Source organism: Shewanella sp. 5S214 (assembly GCF_041439795.1).
In the GTDB taxonomy this organism is placed as follows: Bacteria; Pseudomonadota; Gammaproteobacteria; order Enterobacterales; family Shewanellaceae; genus Shewanella; species Shewanella vesiculosa.
In genome coordinates this window covers 25266-40398 of the sequence record NZ_JBGOOV010000031.1, presented here as the reverse complement: position 1 = coordinate 40398, position 15133 = coordinate 25266, and the positions used below count along the sequence as shown (strand labels likewise).

14 protein-coding genes are annotated in these 15133 nt (G+C 42.2%); 8 read left to right on the top strand and 6 right to left on the bottom strand.

Translation table 11 applies throughout. The features are described from left to right. Positions 1-7: 7 nt before the first annotated feature. The 5 genes from tsaB to ACED29_RS17810 all read right to left on the bottom strand — a co-directional run bounded on the left by tsaB (position 8) and on the right by ACED29_RS17810 (position 4954). Positions 8-709, bottom strand: a complete 702-nt coding sequence (gene tsaB / locus ACED29_RS17830; protein ID WP_371698272.1) for a tRNA (adenosine(37)-N6)-threonylcarbamoyltransferase complex dimerization subunit type 1 TsaB — start codon at positions 707-709, stop codon at positions 8-10. 74 nt (positions 710-783) lie between these two features. After that, positions 784-2709 (bottom strand): ATP-dependent DNA helicase, encoded by a 1926-nt coding sequence (locus tag ACED29_RS17825; RefSeq protein WP_182723655.1) that lies wholly within the window; start codon positions 2707-2709, stop codon positions 784-786. A 397-nt stretch (positions 2710-3106) separates the two neighbouring features. Then, positions 3107-3337, bottom strand: coding sequence for a thioredoxin family protein (locus tag ACED29_RS17820; protein ID WP_182723654.1), 231 nt, complete (start codon positions 3335-3337; stop codon positions 3107-3109). Between the two features lie 25 nt (positions 3338-3362). Continuing rightward, entirely contained in the window at positions 3363-4373 is a 1011-nt protein-coding gene (locus tag ACED29_RS17815) for a permease (RefSeq protein WP_371698270.1), read from the bottom strand. 212 nt (positions 4374-4585) lie between these two features. Further along, positions 4586-4954 carry a Fis family transcriptional regulator gene (locus ACED29_RS17810; RefSeq protein ID WP_182698535.1) on the bottom strand — a complete coding sequence of 123 codons (369 nt, stop codon included), beginning with the start codon at positions 4952-4954 and terminating at the stop codon, positions 4586-4588. A 186-nt stretch (positions 4955-5140) separates the two neighbouring features. Between ACED29_RS17810 and ACED29_RS17805 the strand changes: the two genes are divergently transcribed. Then, complete coding sequence (locus ACED29_RS17805; RefSeq protein WP_371698269.1) at positions 5141-6484, top strand: hypothetical protein; 1344 nt, start codon at positions 5141-5143, stop codon at positions 6482-6484. Between the two features lie 213 nt (positions 6485-6697). Here ACED29_RS17805 and ACED29_RS17800 read toward each other — a convergent pair whose 3' ends face one another. Next, a complete protein-coding gene (locus ACED29_RS17800; protein ID WP_347690048.1) occupies positions 6698-7567 on the bottom strand; it encodes a diguanylate cyclase domain-containing protein in 870 nt (289 codons plus the stop codon). Between the two features lie 859 nt (positions 7568-8426). Here ACED29_RS17800 and hisG point away from each other — a divergent pair. From hisG to hisF, 7 genes are all read left to right on the top strand, one after another. After that, positions 8427-9326 (top strand): ATP phosphoribosyltransferase, encoded by a 900-nt coding sequence (hisG, locus tag ACED29_RS17795; RefSeq protein ID WP_124018136.1) that lies wholly within the window; start codon positions 8427-8429, stop codon positions 9324-9326. Positions 9327-9331: 5 nt separating this feature from the next. Then, positions 9332-10618, top strand: a complete 1287-nt coding sequence (gene hisD / locus ACED29_RS17790) for a histidinol dehydrogenase (RefSeq protein ID WP_371698267.1) — start codon at positions 9332-9334, stop codon at positions 10616-10618. Positions 10619-10690: 72 nt separating this feature from the next. Continuing rightward, a complete protein-coding gene (gene hisC, locus ACED29_RS17785; protein ID WP_371698266.1) occupies positions 10691-11764 on the top strand; it encodes a histidinol-phosphate transaminase in 1074 nt (357 codons plus the stop codon). Positions 11765-11885: 121 nt separating this feature from the next. Further along, positions 11886-12953, top strand: coding sequence for a bifunctional histidinol-phosphatase/imidazoleglycerol-phosphate dehydratase HisB (gene hisB, locus ACED29_RS17780; RefSeq protein WP_124018133.1), 1068 nt, complete (start codon positions 11886-11888; stop codon positions 12951-12953). 9 nt (positions 12954-12962) lie between these two features. Beyond that, positions 12963-13613: an imidazole glycerol phosphate synthase subunit HisH gene (gene hisH, locus ACED29_RS17775; RefSeq protein WP_182698530.1), complete on the top strand. Its 651-nt coding sequence runs from the start codon at positions 12963-12965 to the stop codon at positions 13611-13613. Then, entirely contained in the window at positions 13610-14347 is a 738-nt protein-coding gene (gene hisA / locus ACED29_RS17770) for a 1-(5-phosphoribosyl)-5-[(5-phosphoribosylamino)methylideneamino]imidazole-4-carboxamide isomerase (RefSeq protein WP_124018131.1), read from the top strand. The genes hisH and hisA overlap by 4 nt, the downstream gene beginning before the upstream one ends. Beyond that, complete coding sequence (gene hisF, locus ACED29_RS17765) at positions 14329-15102, top strand: imidazole glycerol phosphate synthase subunit HisF (RefSeq protein WP_124018130.1); 774 nt, start codon at positions 14329-14331, stop codon at positions 15100-15102. The genes hisA and hisF overlap by 19 nt, the downstream gene beginning before the upstream one ends. Positions 15103-15133: the final 31 nt, after the last annotated feature.

The following is a 15133-nucleotide window of genomic DNA, read 5'->3' as shown; positions in this document are numbered from 1 at the left end:
TTAATGGCTATTCTCGACCAGGAAGTTTTTTCCATGTAACGGTATCTCGAAGGTACACTGGTGCCAGTTCATCAACACTGGTCTGTAATCCATGTTGGTACCCGTGCTGCGCCAGAATTAACATGGCTTTCGCATCTGGATAAGTCGCTTCTGCACATGGTGTCATCTTTGGCGCAATATTGAGTAACTCTGGATAAGCTTCAAAACCGGTACCGCATACACTAATACTTTGCTGGGTATCGAGTATTAATTCAATTGCCTCTGGTACGCTAACGTGTTCTTCACCCACTAATGTCGCTATGCCGTCTTTGGCAATGTATTGGCCCCAATAGACTTCGTTCATGCGGGCATCAATACAACATAGAACTTGGCAGGCATTGTGTTGTGATATTGCTAACTGAGCCATTGCGGCTAACGTTGAAATACCAATAACGGGTAAATCAAGGCCTAACGCTAAACCTTGCGTCATACTGGTACAAATACGAATACCGGTAAAACTACCAGGGCCACGGCCATAGGCAATCATGTCCACATCGGCCAATGTCACTTGGGCTTGGGCCAATACATCATCAACCATAGGCAATAAACGTTGGCTGTGTTCACGAGGAGCATCGGCAATAAGTGCAAACACCTTACCATTGGTGGTTAACGCAGCAGAGCAAGTTTCGGTGCAAGTATCAAGAGCGAGGATGGTTAACGGCTTTGGCATTATGATGGGTTACCCAGTAAAAAAGCATCAAATTAGACTTAATATGATAACTGATGCGCACCGTTTTAAAAAGCTTAAGGAATTTGTTTTAAAAATTGCAATGCACGGTCTAAGTCACGTGTACGCTGCATTGGCGGCAGAGAATTAATAAAAGCTTGCCCGTAAGCCCGATTAACAATGCGGTTATCGCACAAGATAAGTACTCCGCGATCTTTTTCATCGCGAATAAGCCGCCCGACGCCCTGCTTTAAACTAATGACTGCTTGCGGCAAAGAAATATGACTAAAGGGGTCAAGTCCCTGACGCTCGGCATTGGCGGCACGGGCTTTGTATAAGGCATCATCTGGTGACACAAACGGCAGCTTATCAATAATCACGCAGCTTAATAATTTACCTCGAACATCGACCCCTTCCCAAAAGCTGCTGGTACCGAGCAAAACGGCATTACCTAACTGTCTAAATTTATTTAACAAACTTTGTTTACTCGCTTGGCCTTGTACCAATAAAGGATAAGCCACTTTACCTTGCAATGCCGATGCAACTTGCTCGAGCATTTGATGGCTAGTAAACAAGATAAACGTGCGGCCTTGCGCAGCATTGATTGCTTGAACACATACATCAACCAGTTGTTTAACCGTATGCTGCGACTGCCCCACTTTACCTAAATGACGTGGCACACAAAATACTGCCTGATTAGGATAATCAAACGGGCTATCTAAAATAATTTGTTGTGCCGATGATAATCCTAGCTCAGTCGCAAAATGAGCCAGGCTGCGGTTCACCTGCAAGGTTGCCGAGGTAAAAATCCACCGAGTATTGGCATCAAATAATTGTTGGCATTGTTTAGCGACATTGATAGGACTAAGTCTTAACATGATAAAACGCGGACCTAGTTCAACACTGTAAGCTGCTTGAATATCTTTACATTCAAAATAATCTTGTAGCTTTTGAGACAATTCATACAATTGCTCGAACGCTAAATCGAGTTGATCATCGCGACCAAGATGATGGCGCATAGAATTGGCCAGATCAGTCAACGCTTGCTGTAATGCCCACGACACTGTCGCTAAGTGTTTATTGGCAAGTACTTTTCGCCAATCAGATACTTGACTGTCGTACATGGCATTATGCCAATCACTTAACGCTAACAAACCACGTTGCGACAATTGCTCTAGTTGAATGCTGTCGCGGATCACCTCTTTGTGAATTTTGATGATGCCATTTAATAACAGATCAATTTCGCGGCTGGATATATGACTACCAAAATAGTTGATGCAAATATCCGGCACCAAATGGGCTTCATCAAAAATGACCACATCAGGATCTGGCAGTAACTCGGCAAATCCGGTGTCTTTGAGTAATCGGTCGGCAAAAAATAAATGATGATTGACCACCACCACTTTGGCCTCCATCGCCCTAATCCGCGCTTTACGGGTAAAGCACACGTCATAATGGTCACATTTTTTACCCGTACAGGTTTCTTTGGTGCTAACAACACTAGGAATAACGTCAGAATGCTCTGCCACCGAGGTTAAATTGCCTATGTCACCATCTTTGCTTAAATGTGCCCATTGGTTAATCTTAAGCAAATCATCAATATAATATTCGCTTAATTGGCTGGCCATTTGCATCTGTTTTTCAAGGCGTAAATGGCATAAGTAATTATTACGCCCCTTAAGTAATGCAACAGGCACATGGATATCGAGCATGGTTAACAATGCTGGTAAATCTTTGAGGAATAACTGTTCTTGTAGATTTTTACTGCCAGTACTCACCACCACTTGTTTGCCACTGAGCAAGGCTGGAATTAAATACGCGAAGGTTTTTCCTACGCCTGTGCCCGCTTCTAAAATGAGATTATGCTTTTTAGCAATAGCATCGCTTACCGCAACAGCCATATCAGTTTGAGTTTGGCGATTATGATAATTGTGTACATGTTTGGCTAACGCACCACGCTCGCTAAACTCATGGATTACAGATTGGGTCAATGTAGAGCTCAAAGCATCCTCAAATTATCGCGCTAATGCTGATGTAGTGTGATTTGGGCTATTATGCTTATAACGGCATCATGTTCCAACTGTTTATCACCAAAAGTTGTAAAGGCAGTTGTATAAACAATATCGATGATTTGACTAAATTTAGACCAGAAACAAAAATGCTGGCCACCAGCGTGACTCAGCATTTCTTGACTCGTATAAAATATAATCAAAAGTTTATTTTTTAGTAATTCAGAGAACTGGTTTTGAATGTGGTGTTCAGGGGTGAATTCAAATACCACTTTTTCATTGGTAACCTTGCGTTTAACACTTATGCTCGTGACTTTTTCTGCCGATTTTGACCGAATAAGTCAAATGACAATATATCAGGCATCACAAAGTCATCCGTAAAACATATCTTCTATATCCACATTGCCACTTGCTCCTTGGTGGGTTTACTGCCTTTGTGGACCACTTTTTCATCAATCACCACTGCTGGTGTACTCATCACCTCATAAGCCATAATTAGCGCCATATCGGTGACTTTTTCGATTGTTATCGTGACTCCTTTTTCATCCGCAACCGCTTGAACAAGTTCCGCAGTTTCAAGGCATTTTTTACAACCAGAACCTAAGACTTTAATGATTTTCATTTTTTACTCCTTGCGACTAGCCTAATTAATTAGCAGACAATAGAAACGGTGCAACCCCATTAAATATCCACCCCACTAAGGTGAATGCAACCAACAGTAAACAAAATAGGATGACGAGCAATCGCCATTGCATGACTTGCTTTAGCAAAATAAACTCAGGAAAACTGGCAGCCACCGTGCTCATACAAAATGCCAATGTGGTGCCTATTGGCAAACCATTAACAATCAGGCTTTCCATGACCGGAATAACTCCGGTCGCATTCGAATATAACGGAATACCAAGTAACACAGCGGCAGGAACAGACCACCATTGTCCGTCACCCAAATGCGCGGCAATCCAGCCGTCTGGGACAAAGCCGTGTAATACAGCGCCCAAGCCCACACCAATAATGACCCATTTCCACACTCGGCCAAATATATCTAGCATCTCAGTTTTGGCAAATTGATGCCTTTGCCTTAACGACATGGCTTGCACATTGGCACTATCATCAACTGTATTGCCAGCCTTCTGCTGACCACGTTTTAATGCTTCTGCTGCAAATGATTGTAACCAACGCTCAGCCTTAATGCTGTCAAGAAACAAGCCGCCCAGCATACCGACACTCATGCCAACGGCGATATATAACAAGGTAAACTTAAGCCCTAAGAGGCTCATTAACAGCAATATCGCCACTTCGTTGATTAAGGGTGAGGTAATCAAAAAGCTCATGGTGATCCCCAATGGGATCCCCGCAGAGGTAAAGCCTAAAAATACCGGAATACTCGAGCAAGAACAAAATGGCGTTACCACACCAAAACCCGATCCCATTAGGTACCCTAGCCCTCTGTGCTTGCCGGCTAAATAATCTCTGACTCGCTCAACATTTAACGATGCTCGCATTAAAGCAATGAGATAAATCATCACCAATAACAAAGCAAAAATTTTAGTCACATCTTCAGCAAAAAAATGCAGGGCATCGCCGAGTTTTGTCTCTGGAGACAATCCCAATACGCTGTAAACAAGCCAAGAGGCAAAATCTGAAAAGACCTGAAACATAAGTCGGTAACCCCAAATTTACTTGATATTAGGATAACGGCTTTTACTCAGGCGATATAAGCGCTAGATCTCGCTTTTGCGGATAGTAGAAATAAACTTAAACAAGCTAGTACGGGAAATGTTGAAATGGAAAATCTTAATTCAATCAATGAATGATATGCAACATCATCTTATAAGGTGTGCTAACAGATAAAAGCAGCAGACATAATCAATTAGTGTAAGCTAGCACTATGCTTTCTTTCATTTAATCGCAATGCCCAGTTTCCCTTATGTTGCTGCTCACAGGCGGTTTCTGTATCGAAGCTAACATGTTGATTAATATTTTTAAACTCAATGCCATCTTTAGCTAAAGTACACTTAATTAAGTCTAATAATGCGGCTTTATCACCATTTTGGCTACATTGTCTTAGTTGTGTTTCAGTATCAAATATACACACTATCTGAAGGCTTTTAGGATACAAATCATAGTCAACAATATGGGTAATCCATGCAAAGCCAGGATAGGCATTTAATGCATGTTCGCATACGGCCGTTAACCCCAGCCTTATTTGATTGTCTCTTTTTTTGTCATTTTTACGCATAAATACTCGCTTGGGGGCCACATAGTCTAGATACTAATGATTAATTCAATATAAAAGTTAGTCAGTTAACAGTCATTCTATCATATCAGTGGCGGAACAATTTATTGCAATATTAACAGCATCATAATAACGTAACCTAAATGAGAATGAATCGAGCAAACACAGTAAGCTTAAGGAAAAGCAGTAATGAAATGGTTAATCGTGGTGGTAATAAGTTGGTGTATCGGGTTTATCAGTTATCCACTGATCTGGCCGAGCGACGTCATAGACACAACTAAAACCCCAGAGGAGTTGACTCAAACTCAACAAACCAACACGCTAAATTCGCTATCGGCAGACAAACTAGCTTTGCATTCAGTAAATTATCCTTCGCAAAACTCTCTAGACCGCGATGCCTTTAAGGCGTCATTAAACAGCGATGAAACACCTTACATGTCGATTTTTCGTATCATGCAATTGGCTGAACAAGATCCCCTTGAAGCATTGCTCGTTGCCCAAGAAACGCAACACGAAGACTTATACGGTTTAATTTTAGAAATCGCTGGGAAAATGCAATTTTCGAACGTGATCTCATGGTTAGAACACCAGAAATCCACTGAGCTATACGAATCATTACTCGACAGTTATTTGCGCGGTCTAGCGACCGTTAATCCACAGCAGGCGTTAAACGAGATTGATTTATTAGCAGTAGAGCCGATGAAGTCATCGATAATGATGTCGATTGTCGATTCATGGGCAAGCTCAGATGCAATAGGGGCATTTGAATGGCTAAAGTTACAACCTGAAACGCAATCGACCTTAAAAATGTACTTAAATACTATGTATTATTACATTGAACAATCACCTAATGAGGCTGCAAATCTTATTGCATCGTTACCATTGAATGAGTCGACAAATTATCTGATTACCTCGATGGTATATCAGCTAGTTGAAAAGAATATTCAAGAAGCAGTTGATTGGTTAGACGGCATTGCCGTTGAACAACGCGCCAGTGGCGTTTTCATTATTTCACGCAAAATGGCAGAAACTGATCCAGAAGCCGCGTTGATTTTTTTAAATAATCAAAAACAAAGCTACAATTTAAACCAAGACTATTTCAATAGCGCCCTAGCAGAAATCGCCAGTGTTGAACCTAACATGATGTTAGCCAGACTTGATAACTACGAGGCTAGAGTGCAACGCGATATTATTATTAACGCTAGCTATGCCCTAGTAGAATATTCTGAAAACGATTTTTTACAATTGATTAATCCATTGTCTGATAACAACAAAGATATTGCATTAAATCAACGTTCAGCTCAGCTGAATCAAACAGATCCTCAGCAAGCGTTTAATGTAGCCGAACTCATTAATGACCCCGCAACACGACTAGAATCGATTATAAATACTATTACTGTGTGGAGTGGATTTGATAAGCGATCGGCGCTGGCAGCCATTGATAACTCAAGCCAACTAACGGCCAATCAAAAAGGTGAAATCAGCACTCAAATACAATTACAGCTGACATCGTCAAATATTATTTATCCATAAATGCCCATTATGAGATGGCCTCAATGACTTGCTGAGTGACTCTATGTGATAATTTAACAATACCAGTATGCTGTTATCAATTCATGATAAACAAAACAGATTAAACACTAGGTGTGTTGAAAGAGGATGCGGGTTATATGCGGTTTTTTGCTTAAAAAGGGTATGATTTAAACTGACGATATAGGCTAAGTAACCAGCTGAGTTAGCACTATATCAACTGACATTGACTCTATTTCCACCCGCATTTTTAGCACTATACATAGCCTTATCTGCATGTTGAATCAATTGCTGTTCATCATCACCATCATCAGGATAACGTGCCATACCAATACTAGGGGATAGCTGCAGAACGAGATCATCAAACCGATAAGGTTTATCGAGTTCAGAACGAATGTTTTCAGCAATAACAAGCACTTTCTCTAGAGAATTAATACAGTTTAGTACAACTAAAAACTCATCGCCGCCAAAGCGTCCAACCGTATCCGATTTACGAACACAATGGCGTAAACGTTGAGCTATACTCTTTAACAGTTTGTCACCAACCAAATGGCCATAACTGTCATTGACATGCTTAAATCCATCAATATCAATAAACAGTAATGATAAAGATGCTCCCTCACGACGCGCTAACCCTAATGACGTTTGCAAGCGTTCAAATAACAATGCTCTATTGGGCAATTCTGTTAATGGATCATGTCCTGCAATGTAATGAAGTTGTTGTTCCATTTTTTTGCGCTCAGTGATGTCGTGAGCAATCGCAATCCTCAACTGGTGATCTTCTGACCACCTTGCAGACCACAGAATATCAACTATGTTGCCATCTTTGCGGACCCAACGATTTTCAAAACGCCGCTGGTGCATGCCACTCATCAGTGTTTCAACAACTTTAAGTGTTTTTAGTCCATCATCAGGATAAACAAAATCAATCATTGGTTTATTGATGACTTCAGCTGGTGCATAGCCAAATATATCTTCAAACGCTGCACTCACAAATACAAAACAACCACTTTTATCCACTACACAAACAGCATCAAGCATTAAATCCATAACTTCCCTAAGCGCAGCTAGGTCAATGGTCTTCATACAATGCATACCCCGAGAACGTTGTTTTATCACTAATAAAGCAATATATAATATTATGAGCTTAGTTAAATATACTCAATGACTTTAATGAATATCCTTTAATGACATCCATTAAAGGAGTGTAATGTGTGAAGCCATATTAGCAACAAAGTATAGTGTATCGATTCAATAAAAAACAAATAAACCATTAACAATATTCACTTTCCACTCCAATTTTGAGCTATTTTATCATCAGCTTATGACCTTTCCGATGTATTGAATGAGTAAAATTAATACAACATAGTATTTACTATCATTAGATAATCAACGACTCAATGGTTACAAAAAAGTTAACCCACAGATAACACCATTCTGTAAATTTTGCTGACTGCTGTCCTAACGGTGAACAAATAAACTCATACCGCTTTATTAATAACCAATAAATATCTTGTTATTGGCTTATTTAGGTAACTTGACATTAAACTTATAACTTATGCAAAAATTTTGACCTGTAAATCGCATTTTATGTTTATCGACTATTGCAAACTGTTATAAATACGGTTAAGTTTAATCGCATAGTTTTTAGCGAATAATTAATGTAAACGTAATGGTTAATAGATAGTCAATAACAACCATTACAGCAAGCATACTTAAAGAGTAATTAATATGAACATCCAAGTGACTACATTCCACCATCATCACCATATGCGGTAGCCTTCGGATGCTTACTGCCGAAGGATGTTATCCTTCTGGTGGTGAACAAAATTTCACATAAACCCCTGGAAGGAATTTCAGGGGTTTTTTGTTTTTCCAAATTTATATTTTTATTTAAGCTTTTAAATTTACAGAATTTTATATTTAATACATAAGGAAGTATCACATGAGTGAGTCAAAACGTTTACGTATCGCCATCCAGAAATCAGGCCGTTTATCAAAAGAGTCTCAACAGTTACTAAAAAGCTGTGGGGTTAAATTTAATGTAAATGAGCAACGCTTGATTGCACACGCAGACAATATGCCAATCGATTTATTACGCGTTCGTGATGATGATATCCCAGGCCTAGTAATGGATGGTGTTGTTGACTTAGGTATTATCGGTGAGAACGTTCTTGAAGAAGAGCAAATTGAGCGTCAACTCGCAAATAAGCCTGCTGAATGCACTAAATTACGTGAGTTAGATTTCGGTTCATGCCGTCTATCATTAGCTGTACCCAATGAGTTTGAATACAAAGATGCCAACTCACTTGAAGGCTTGCGCATTGCGACCTCTTACCCGAATTTACTGCGCCGTTTTATGCAAGAAAAAGGCATTAACTACAGCGATTGTATGCTAAAGGGCTCGGTTGAAGTAGCGCCACGAGCAGGATTGTCAGACGGTATTTGTGATTTAGTCTCTACAGGTGCCACCCTTGAAGCGAATGGCTTGTATGAAACTGAAGTGATTTACCGTTCAATGGCGTGCATCATTCAATCTAATACAACTCAATCAACTGAAAAACAAGCACTAATCAATAAAATCCTATCGCGTGTTAATGGCGTTATCCGTGCTCGCGAAAGTAAATACATCTTATTGCACGCGCCAATTGAAACCTTAGATCAAATCGTTGCCCTACTCCCTGGAGCTGAAAACCCAACCGTATTACCACTAAATGACGACACTAATCGGGTGGCAATTCACGTTGTAAGTACTGAAGATTTATTCTGGGACACAATGGAAGAATTAACTGCGCTAGGTGCAAGCTCAATTCTGGTCATGCCTATTGAAAAAATGATGGGGTAACACAAATGCAAATTCTCGATTGGGCTTCTTTATCTACCGAACAGCAACGACAAACCTTAGCGCGTTCACCATTAGTGGGTGACGCAAGTGTTGAGCAAGGTGTTCGCAACATTATTGAGCAAGTAAACACTCAAGGTGATAGCGCATTATTGGCTTATAACAAACAATTTGACGGTGTTGAGCTAACAGAATTAGCGTTATCAACTGACGCCATTGCTGCAGCATGTGCTCGAGTGAGTGACGACGTTAAGCAAGCAGTTGCACAAGCGGTCAACAACATTGAAACCTTTCATAAGGCGCAAGTGTTTCAGGGTGTAGATATTGAAACTCAAGCAGGAATTCGTTGTGAACTCAGAAGCGAGCCTATCGAGCGTGTTGGCTTATATATTCCAGGCGGTACGGCACCATTAATCTCAACGGTCATGATGCTAGCCTTACCGGCAAGAATAGCCGGTTGTGGCAAACGCGTATTAGTCAGCCCTCCGCCAATTAATGATGCAATTATTTATGCAGCCAATGTTTGCGGCATTACCGATATTTTCCAAGTCGGCGGCGCGCAAGCCATAGCCGCACTGGCTTTTGGAACAGAATCCGTACCAAACGTTGATAAAATATTTGGTCCGGGTAATCGTTACGTGACTGAGGCGAAACGCTTAGTGTCACAAGACAGCCGTATTAGCGTATCAATTGATATGCCAGCGGGTCCTTCAGAAGTACTCGTGATTGCTGACAAAGATGCTAATCCTGCTTTTGTAGCATCAGATTTATTGTCGCAAGCAGAACATGGTGTTGACTCGCAAGTGATGCTAGTGACCGATTCATTAGCACTGGCAGAGCAAGTCAACCAAGCATTAATTGAGCAATTAGCACCATTGAGCCGTAAAGACATCGCCGCAGAAGCGCTTAAATGCAGCAGAAGTATCATTGTCAGTGATATGGATGCGGCCGCTAAAGTGTCTAACTTGTATGGCCCGGAGCATTTGATTATTCAAACAGCTGCACCTCGGGAAGTACTACAGCAAATTCGCGGTGCGGGTTCTGTGTTTTTAGGCGCATTCACCCCTGAATCGGTTGGCGATTATGCCAGTGGCACCAACCACGTGTTACCGACCTATGGTTACAGCCGTTCGGTATCTAGCTTGTCATTAGCCGATTTTAGTCGCCGCTTTACAGTGCAAGAACTCAGTCAGCAGGGATTACAAACCTTGGGGAAAAGTGTCATGGTATTAGCAGAGAATGAGCTTTTAGATGCACATAAAAATGCTATCGCAATCCGTTTAGCCAGTATTTAACTGTTAAGCCTAGAGCAAAATCTGTCGTGTTCAGTTAACACCTTATTAGAGTTGAAAGTAGAGAGCATAGCCATGAGCCAGACCCAAGTAGCGACTTTTGATCCAAACACCTTGGCCAGACCCGAATTACTCACGTTAACACCTTATCAAAGTGCCAGACGTATTGGCGGTAGAGGTGATATTTGGATCAATGCCAATGAATCGCCATTTAATAATAGCGACCTTGATAAAGTGAACCGTTATCCAGAATGCCAGCCACCTGAACTCATCAATGCTTACAGCAGTTATTCCGGTGTGAAAGCCAGTAACATAATTGCCAGTCGTGGCGCTGATGAAGCGATTGAATTACTCATTCGCACCTTTTGTATCCCTGGCGTCGACAGTATTGCTTGCTTTGGACCGACTTATGGCATGTATTCAATTAGTGCCGCAACCTTTAATGTGGCTGTCACAGCGCTAAGTTTAACCGACAACTATCAGTTACCGGACGCGTGGCCAACCCAAATAGGCAATGCAAAAGTAGTGTTTATTTGTAATCCCAATAATCCAACCGGCACCGTACTTGTTAAAGACAAGATTGAACAAGCCATTCAAGCGGCGCCAAACTCGATTGTAGTGGTCGACGAAGCCTACATTGAATTTTGCCCAGACTACAGTGTGGCTGATTTACTTGCTCAGTACCCTAACCTTGTGGTGTTGCGTACCTTATCAAAAGCATTTGCCTTAGCTGGTGCTCGTTGTGGCTTTATGCTTGCGAGTGATGCCATTATCGATTTAGTGATGCGAGTTATCGCACCGTATCCAGTACCTTTGCCAGTATCTGAACTTGCGGTAAGAGCCTTAAGTCCAGCTGGCATCGATACTATGCGAACTCAAGTCGCCAGTTTAATTGAACAAGGCCAACGCTTAAGCGTTGCGTTAACTGCCTATGGCGCTAAAGTGCTGCCTGCTAATGGTAACTATGTGTTAGCAAAATTTGACGATGTTAGCGCTGCAGCCAAACGATTAAGTGATTCCGGCGTGGTTGCCCGTGCATACAAAGATCCACGCCTTGCTGATGCAATTCGCTTTAGCTTTACCAATGAACAACAAACCAATTTGATTATCGCTTTGTTTGAAAAAGCGCTGTCAGAGTCAGTAGCATAAAAGTTAAAGCCGTATCAATAGATACTGTGATTAACCTATTGATAAACACATAGATCAAATTGAATAGATAAAACCAACAGATTAAAACAAATAAAATTACACCCTATTTAAGGCATTGAACATGAAACAGAACATATTATTCATCGATCGCGATGGTACATTAGTGGAAGAGCCTGCCATCGACAAGCAGCTCGATAGTTTGGCAAAACTAGTGTTTGAACCACAAGTGATCCCAGCGTTACTTAAATTGCAAAAAGCCGGTTTTCGCTTGGTGATGGTCAGCAACCAAGACGGTTTGGGCACACCTTCGTTTCCAAAAGAAGACTTTGATGCCCCGCACGACATGATGATGCAAATTTTTGCAAGCCAAGGTGTGGTATTTGACGATGTGGTTATCTGTCCACACTTTAATGATGAAAACTGCAGCTGCCGTAAACCTAAACTAGGTTTAGTAAAAGACTACTTAACCCAAGGCAAAGTAGATTTTACCACTTCAGCAGTGATTGGCGATCGTGAAACCGACGTTGAACTTGCCAATGCAATGGGCATTAAAAGCTTTAAATACAATCGTCAAACGCTCGACTGGGACGCTATAACCAGTGCTTTATTAAGTAAAGGTCGCGTGGCAACAGTAGTGCGTACCACCAAAGAAACCAACATCAAAGTGACCATAGACTTAGATAATCAAAGCAAGGGAAAGATTGAAACCGGAATTGGCTTTTTTGACCACATGCTGGATCAAATTCAAACCCACGGTAACTTTAAAATGGACGTGCATGTTGACGGCGACCTAGAAATTGACGACCACCACAGTGTAGAAGACACCGCACTGGCCATTGGCGACGCGATTCGTCAGGCCCTTGGCGACAAGCGCGGTATCGCTCGTTTTGGGTTCAGCTTACCTATGGATGAAGCCAGCGGCGAGTGCCTAATGGACATTTCTGGTCGCCCATTCATAAAGTTCAATGCTGACTTTGATCGTGAAATGGTCGGTGAAATGGCTATCGAGATGGTGCCACACTTTTTCCGCTCATTCGCTGATGGCCTACGTTGCACCTTACACATTGGTTCGCAAGGCGATAACGATCACCACAAAGTAGAAGCACTGTTTAAAGTGTTAGGCCGTACGCTTCGCCAAGCGGTGAAAGTAGAAGGTGACATACTGCCATCAAGCAAAGGTGTGCTGTAAGGAGTTCATGTGACACAAGTATCGAACGCTTCAAGCTCTACCAATGATCTTACCGTGATTATTGATACCGGCTGTGCCAATTTAAGCTCTGTACGGTTTGCTTTTGAGCGCCTTAACGCCAATGTCTTAGTCAGCGCTGACTTTGATGTGATCCGCAGCGCAGCAAGAGTGGTATTGCCAGGTGTTGGCACCGCTGGTGCGGCTATGGACGCCCTAAAACAAAAACACCTAATTGAGCTGATTAAAAGCTTAACGCAACCCGTTATGGGCGTATGTTTAGGCATGCAAATGCTGGCATCCTTGTCTAATGAACATGGTGGTCGTAGCGAACAAAATATCACCTGCTTAGGCCTAGTGCCGACTGATATTGGTGACTTAGACAGCAAAGGTCTGCCCTTGCCGCACATGGGCTGGAATCAAATTGAGGTGAGCGATCACCCATTATTTGTCGGCATTGAAAATGGCAGCTACGTGTATTTTGTTCACAGCTACCGTGCGCCAATCAGTGAATATACCCTAGCCAGTAGCACTTATGGCGAGTCATTCAGTGCCGCCATTGGCAAAGGTAATTTTTTTGGGGTGCAATTCCACCCAGAAAAAAGTGCCAAAGTAGGCGCACAAATTTTGCAGAACTTCTTAAACATGGGGACACCACAGTGATTATTCCTGCCATTGATCTAATTGACGGCCAAGTGGTGCGTTTGTACCAAGGTGACTATGATAAGCAAACCACCTTTGACTTAAGCCCTCTGGCACAATTGCAGTCTTATCAAGCCCAAGGGGCAAAACTGCTGCATATCGTCGACTTAACCGGTGCAAAAGATCCTAATAAACGCCAAACCCAATTAATCGCTGAACTTGCTGCAGGGCTTGATGTTGATATTCAAGTCGGCGGCGGTATTCGAACTGAAGCGCAAGTCGCAGAATTATTAGCTATCGGTGTTAAGCGTGTAGTCATTGGATCACTTGCGGTTAAAGAGCCTGAGCTGGTGAAAAGCTGGTTTGTAAAATACGGCAGTGAAGCCATTTGTTTGGCTCTGGACGTCAACATCAACGATAACGGCGAAAAAATTGTCGCGGTATCGGGTTGGCAATCGGGTGGTGGTAAGTCATTAGAGTCGTTAGTGGCTGAATTTGAAACCGTCGGCCTTAAGCATGCTTTGGTGACTGATATCAGCCGTGATGGCACCTTAACTGGCGCCAATACGCAGCTCTACACTGAACTTGCCGCGACTTACCCTACTATCCTTTGGCAAGCCTCTGGTGGCATTGCTACGCTCGATAACGTTGCCGCAGTTCGCGACAGTAAAGCATCGGGCATTATTATCGGCAAAGCTTTATTAATTAATCAATTTACCGTCGAGGAGGCAATACAATGCTGGCCAAACGCATAGTTCCGTGTCTTGACGTTCGCGAAGGTAAAGTGGTTAAAGGTATACAGTTTCGCAACCACGAAATTGTCGGTGATATCGTTCCCCTCGCCGCGCGTTATGCCGAAGAAGGCGCTGATGAGTTAGTGTTTTATGACATTACCGCCAGTGCACACGACCGGGTTATCGATAAATCTTGGGTAAGCCGCGTTGCTGAACAAATTGATATTCCGTTTTGCGTCGCCGGTGGAATTAAAACCATCGAGCAAGCACGCGAAAAACTTGCTTTTGGTGCGGATAAAATATCAATTAACTCGCCTGCATTAAGCGACCCGAGTTTGATATCACGCCTACAAGATGAGTTTGGCCGCCAGTGTATCGTTATCGGCATTGACTCATTTTATGATGCTGCAACTGACAGTTACAAAGTAAAACAGTTTACCGGCGATGAGGCAGCGACCAAAGACACTCAATGGTATACTCAGGATTGGGTTGAAGAAGTACAAAAGCGCGGTTGTGGCGAGATTGTATTGAACGTCATGAACCAAGATGGCGTGCGCGGTGGTTATGACATCAAACAACTTAGCATGGTACGCGCTATTTGCGATGTGCCGTTAATTGCTTCTGGCGGTGCAGGTACTATGGAGCACTTCAAACAAGTGTTTGAACTTGCCAAAGTTGACGCCGCATTAGCAGCAAGTGTGTTTCATAAAGGCATCATTGATATTGGTGAGTTAAAACGATACTTGCACACCAATAACATCGCGATTCGTTTATAAGCTTAGATTTTTACGAGACTAAACATAGCCT

Excerpts from the sequence above, each read along its gene's own strand:
- tsaB (WP_371698272.1), bottom strand. The coding sequence starts at position 709 with ATGCCAAAGCCGTTAACCATCCTCGCTCTTGATACTTGCACCGAAACT.
- ACED29_RS17820 (WP_182723654.1), bottom strand. The coding sequence starts at position 3,337 with ATGAAAATCATTAAAGTCTTAGGTTCTGGTTGTAAAAAATGCCTTGAA.
- ACED29_RS17815 (WP_371698270.1), bottom strand. The coding sequence starts at position 4,373 with ATGTTTCAGGTCTTTTCAGATTTTGCCTCTTGGCTTGTTTACAGCGTA.
- ACED29_RS17810 (WP_182698535.1), bottom strand. The coding sequence starts at position 4,954 with ATGCGTAAAAATGACAAAAAAAGAGACAATCAAATAAGGCTGGGGTTA.
- ACED29_RS17805 (WP_371698269.1), top strand. The coding sequence starts at position 5,141 with ATGAAATGGTTAATCGTGGTGGTAATAAGTTGGTGTATCGGGTTTATC.
- ACED29_RS17800 (WP_347690048.1), bottom strand. The coding sequence starts at position 7,567 with ATGAAGACCATTGACCTAGCTGCGCTTAGGGAAGTTATGGATTTAATG.
- hisG (WP_124018136.1), top strand. The coding sequence starts at position 8,427 with ATGAGTGAGTCAAAACGTTTACGTATCGCCATCCAGAAATCAGGCCGT.
- hisD (WP_371698267.1), top strand. The coding sequence starts at position 9,332 with ATGCAAATTCTCGATTGGGCTTCTTTATCTACCGAACAGCAACGACAA.
- hisC (WP_371698266.1), top strand. The coding sequence starts at position 10,691 with ATGAGCCAGACCCAAGTAGCGACTTTTGATCCAAACACCTTGGCCAGA.
- hisB (WP_124018133.1), top strand. The coding sequence starts at position 11,886 with ATGAAACAGAACATATTATTCATCGATCGCGATGGTACATTAGTGGAA.
- hisF (WP_124018130.1), top strand. The coding sequence starts at position 14,329 with ATGCTGGCCAAACGCATAGTTCCGTGTCTTGACGTTCGCGAAGGTAAA.